At 58.5% G+C, this 4,748-nt stretch carries 3 protein-coding genes and 2 pseudogenes; 1 reads left to right on the top strand and 4 read right to left on the bottom strand.

Annotation, left to right across the window (positions count from 1 at the left end; all coding sequences use genetic code 11):
* A pseudogene (locus BISU_RS12315) lies at nucleotides 1–246 on the top strand (transposase); the annotation flags it as partial.
* Between the two features lie 225 nt (nucleotides 247–471).
* Here BISU_RS12315 and BISU_RS11175 read toward each other — a convergent pair.
* From BISU_RS11175 to BISU_RS11160, 4 genes and pseudogenes are all read right to left on the bottom strand, one after another.
* Nucleotides 472–1,548: a class C sortase gene (locus tag BISU_RS11175; protein ID WP_024464694.1), complete on the bottom strand. Its 1,077-nt coding sequence runs from the start codon at nucleotides 1,546–1,548 to the stop codon at nucleotides 472–474.
* A complete protein-coding gene (locus BISU_RS11170) occupies nucleotides 1,548–2,543 on the bottom strand; it encodes a Cna B-type domain-containing protein (RefSeq protein ID WP_024464695.1) in 996 nt (331 codons plus the stop codon). The genes BISU_RS11175 and BISU_RS11170 overlap by 1 nt, the downstream gene beginning before the upstream one ends.
* A 444-nt stretch (nucleotides 2,544–2,987) precedes the next feature.
* Nucleotides 2,988–4,490 (bottom strand): isopeptide-forming domain-containing fimbrial protein, encoded by a 1,503-nt coding sequence (locus BISU_RS11165; protein ID WP_024464696.1) that lies wholly within the window; start codon nucleotides 4,488–4,490, stop codon nucleotides 2,988–2,990.
* A 50-nt stretch (nucleotides 4,491–4,540) separates the two neighbouring features.
* Nucleotides 4,541–4,748 (bottom strand): annotated as a pseudogene (locus tag BISU_RS11160) (IS3 family transposase); the annotation flags it as partial.

The raw sequence follows: 4,748 nt of genomic DNA, 5'->3' as shown, positions 1-4,748 counted from the left end.
CCACGACCTACCTGCTGGACGACTACCCGGTCGAGCATCGTCGGCGTATCCGCACCAACAACATGATCGAACGACTCAACCGCGAAATACGCCGCAGAACTCGCGTCGTGGGAGCGTYACCCCGACGGCAGGAGCGCACTCATGCTCATCACTGCGAGAATCCGCTACGTCACCGGCAACCAGTGGTCGACCCGCCGCTACCTGGACATGTCCCGACTCCACGACACCATACAGGAAGCGAACTGACAACGCACACAGGAAACAAAAACCAAAGTGCGCAAGAACCCGGGCACTACCGGAACTCGCCCCGCCCCGCATACACGCCGTTGCAAACTAGTTTGTTGTAGTTCTCGACGGCGGGCGGCATCGACCACAGAACCATGATTGCAATGGCGCCCGTTACGGCCAGATAGCAATAATCGTGATTGGAATGACCATTTTCGTCATTCCAATCACGGCTATTGTCATGTGTTAGTGTTTGCTGCGATGTTTGGTCTTTCGCTTGCGGTAGGCGCGTCCGGAGTTGTGCGCGCCGGTCGATTCGCGGGCGGTACGCACGTGCACGAGCACTGTTACGAGCGCCACCAGTATGGCGACAACCAGCAGCGCGACGATGATCGTGGTGAACACCATGGTGGTCGGATCATCGTATTGCGTGTTGTCCGGCGTGGTCGGGTTCGGGATGCGATGCCCGCGCACCAGCAGTCGATGCGAGTTCACACCGTAGGGCGTGCAGGTTATGAGCGTGGCGAAGTCCATTGAGGTGCTGATGTTCAATGCGCTCAGGTCATCCGGCAGCACTACTTTGATCTGATCGACCTGGTACGTGTAGGTGTCGTCAAGCACGTGGAACGCGAAGGTGTCGCCCTTTTTCAGCTCGTCCAAGCCGGTGAATAGTCGCGCGGACGGCAGGCCGGTATGGCCGGAGATCGCCGCGTGCGTGGTCGGCCCGCCGACCGGCAGTGAGGTGCCCGCCAAATGCCCGGTGGCGACCTGCAGCACACCTTCATCGGTGCCGTGGTAGATCGGCAGTTTCACTTTGATGCGGGGAATGGTCACGTAGCCCATGATGCCGGTGCCGGTGATGTCGAGCGTGTTCTTGTACTGCTCTTGTTGTATGGCGTTCATGTGCCAGCGGTCGCTGTTGGCGGCGAGTTTGAGGTTGTAGGCGTGCGCGGCGTCGAGGAGTTTCTTCTTCTCGGCTTTGGACATGTCTTTGGATTGGGCCACGTACCCGGCGACGGCGTATGACTGGTGCATTCGGTTCCACCAGTCGGCCACGGACGGGTAGGCGATGAGGCCGAGGCCGCCGATCAGCACCACGACCAGGAACCCGATGATGAGGTTCAGGCCGAGATTGTCTTTTTTGCGTTTTTTGCGGCGGTCAACACGGCTCATCGTTTCGGATTGCTGCGCGTCGGTTTCCGGGGTCGCTGCGTCGGTTTCAGAGGTCGCAGCGCTTTCGGATGCGACGCTTTCGGCGTCGCTATCCGTTATCTGGCGTTCTTTCCGGCGTTTGCCGGTATGTTTCTCGCTCGAACCGAACATCACTCGCTATCGTCCGGGGAGGTTTGTGCCGCGGCGTTTTCCGTGGTGTTCTTCTTGCGTACCACGACGGCGATTGCGATGCCGGCGACGGCCAGCACGACTACGATCACGGCGATGATGGCAACGCTCGCACCGGTTTTCGCAAATTCCGGCTTGGCGGTGTTGGTTACCGTGTAATCGTTGTTTTCATGGTCGACGAGCGCGGTGTAGTTGCCCGGCACGTTCGCTTCGACCACGGTGTACTCGTGCTTGGCTTGCAAGCCCTTCCACGTGTATTTCCAGTCGTTGGCGTTGTTGAGCATGATGTAATCGTAGATCTTGCCGTCTTGCAGCAAGTTCATCTTCACGCCTTCGGGGCGCTTGGCGGAGTTCTTGTCCTTCCACACCTTGTTTACGCTGATGGTGGTGGTGGGCGGGACCGCGCAATCCGCTTTCGGTTCGATGCTGAGGGTGCGCTGTTCGTCGGCGTTCTTGTGCACGTTCGGCAGGGCGATGAGCATGGCGGCGGTCTGGCAGGTGAGCACGTTGTCCTCGTAGGGGGCGACGACCGCAAGGTAGAGGCCGTCCTTCAGCTGGTTGAAGGTTGCAACACCGGCGCTATCGGTTTTGAGGGTGTTGTCTGCGGCAGGCTTGTTCACTGCGATGTACCCGGCCATGGTGTTGGCGAAGTCGCGCAGGGTCTGCTGGTCGGCGTTGAGAATATTCCAGTCGACCGGGTATTGGCTGTGATCGGCGAAGTCGCCTGCGGGAGTGTAGCCGCCTTTGGAGGACCAATCGGCCAGATAGTAGAGGTTGATGGTGGCGAGGTTGAGTGCGGCATCCTGATACTCGTAGGTTACGGTGATGCTGCCGTTCGCGCCGGCTGCGGCACTGGCGTCCGTTGTGGAGTCGGCTGCCGTGGCTGTTGGCGCACCCAAGCCGATGGTGGTGAGCACGAGCGCGAACATGCAGCACAGCGCCGCGATGATGCGGTGCGTTGCCGTTCTGTTTTTCATCTCAGCCCTCTCGTTGTGGCTTGTCATTTCTTTCCCCTCGTCGGAAGTTCCCTAGTTTTCCTGGTCAGGGTCCTTAGGATGCGGACAGCTGGCAACCGTGTTCGGCGCGTTTGCTGGCCATTCGTAACATAAGGACAAGTTCAGGGCACACGGCTCAACATATGTTGTGTTGGGCGACGTGGTTGGGCACAACGTGCGCTGCGATGCCTTGATAGGCGGGTACAACGTGTGTTGTGTGTAGTTGGGTGCGGTTGGGCACTGACGGCCGGATCCGGTGCGTAGCCGGATCCGGGTCATGTGCGCATTAAGTTATTTTGGCTTTTGCCGTGGGGTGGAATCAAGCGGATGCCGCAATAGCAGGCCCAAATCTTCACCCATTGAACGACCACTATTGAAGCATCGCGCTTGACCCACGTCTATTTTCTTGGCTGGCCGTGGCTACGCTCAGCGAGCGTTGCGACGACGGACAGCGAAGACGATGCCGAAGGCGGCAACCAGGACGATGGCAGCGCCAGCAGCATACAGGATCGTGGTGCCCATGCCACCGGTGGACGGGAGGTTGGAGCCAGCGTTGTTCACAACATCTGCAACGACCGTACCAGCAGTGGTGTCGACCTCCGTGGAGTTGATCTTGAGGCTGGTCAGCTTCGGATCGTCTTGCGTGACATCATGGTCAGCGGTGATTTCGAAAATCGTGTCAGCAGCGGTGTTGAAGCCTGCCGGGGTCTTGGTTTCCACGAGCTTGTACTTGCCGTCATCGACACGCTTGAAGGAAGCGGTGTACTTGCCATCCGCGGTCTTGGTAATGTCCACCTTGCCAACGTTGACGGTGTAATCGTTCGTGGTGCTGTCGAACTTGTAGAGCGTGAACTCCGGCAGATCGCTGGCATCCGGGGTGCCACCGTTGAAGGTCTTGTTGATGTCCAGCTGGTAGGTGAACACGATGACCTTGTCAGTCGGGGTCTTACCGGTGTCGCCTTCGCCGCCAACATTCGGGTTGTTGGAGAACTCAAGGGAAGCCTCATTCGGGTTGCCCGCAGCGCCAATCACAGCGTTCTCGTTCAACGTGGACTCGTATTCGACGGTGAACTTGCCACCGGCGGCAACAGTGATTGCGCTACCCGCAGCGTCCTTGACAGACTTCGCGTCAGCGATGGTGATGTCGAAGGTGTGGCCGTCGGTAGGATTCTGGTCAAGAGTGTAGGAAGCAGCGTCAAGAGTCTTGTCGCCGTACTTGACGGCCACGGAGCTCTCATGGAAGGTCAGGCCAGCGGACTGCTGATCGTGGAAGACCAGCTTGTAGGTCTTGTAGGCTGCGAAGTCTGCTTCGTTCGTCGGTAGGGTGGCGGTCAGCTGGAACGGAACCTTGTTGTTCACATCGTAATCGGCGGAATCCTGCCAGTCGCTCTTGACACCAGTGGAGTCGTTGACGTCCTTGACCTTCTTTTCGAGGGTCGGCTTGTCGGCCTTACGATTCACGGTCACCGGGCCGTTGACCTGGACGATGAACAGCGTTGCCGCGTCGTCGCCAGTCACAGCGTCCTTATCCTTGAACAGGTAGTAGCCAGCAGGAGCGGACAACTTATTAGCGGCGGAAGCCTCGCCAAAGGCAGTACCAGTCAAATCAACGTACGGAGCGATGGCTGCCAGCTTTGCCGTGTTGTCAGCAGAAGTATTCTGAGCAATCTCGGCAGCAGCATCGGCAGCGGACTTGCCGTTCGTATTGTTCGTGTTGAAGTTTTGACCCGCCTTGATATTGCTCAACGTGCCATTGCTCAGGTCGCCAGTGAAGACCTGATACACGGAGTAGGTGTGCGTGTCGTCCGACGGCACGGTGATGTCGTAGTTGATGTCAGCCGCCATGGCGCTAGTCACGCCGGCGAAACCGGCGATGGCCATGGCCGCGGTGGAGACCACGGCAACAAGGCCTTTTAGTACCTTATTCATTCTTTTTCCTTTTCTTTGTTGGTTGGGGGTGCGGATGTTTTTTTGGACGGTCAGGCGGCCAGTCCAAGGCTTCTGCGGTATTGCACGGGGCTCATCCAGCCCAGTGACTTCTTGATCCTGGTTTCATTGTAATGGGTCAGGTAGGCGGATAAGCGTTCGCGGAACTCCTCGTAGCCCACGCCACTCCAGTCCCGCTTGTAGAAGAACTCGTTCTTGAGCCTGCCGAAGAACCCCCTCGGCGGCCGCGTTGTCCCGGGC

The organism is Bifidobacterium subtile, assembly GCF_000741775.1.
Classification (GTDB): Bacteria; Actinomycetota; Actinomycetes; order Actinomycetales; family Bifidobacteriaceae; genus Bifidobacterium; species Bifidobacterium subtile.
Note: the sequence above shows the minus strand (reverse complement) of the source record. Positions and strands in the feature narration are given on the sequence as shown.

Bases quoted from the DNA above. Each gene is read 5' to 3' on its own strand.
- BISU_RS11175 (WP_024464694.1), bottom strand. From the start codon at position 1,548: ATGTTCGGTTCGAGCGAGAAACATACCGGCAAACGCCGGAAAGAACGC.
- BISU_RS11170 (WP_024464695.1), bottom strand. From the start codon at position 2,543: ATGAAAAACAGAACGGCAACGCACCGCATCATCGCGGCGCTGTGCTGC.
- BISU_RS11165 (WP_024464696.1), bottom strand. From the start codon at position 4,490: ATGAATAAGGTACTAAAAGGCCTTGTTGCCGTGGTCTCCACCGCGGCC.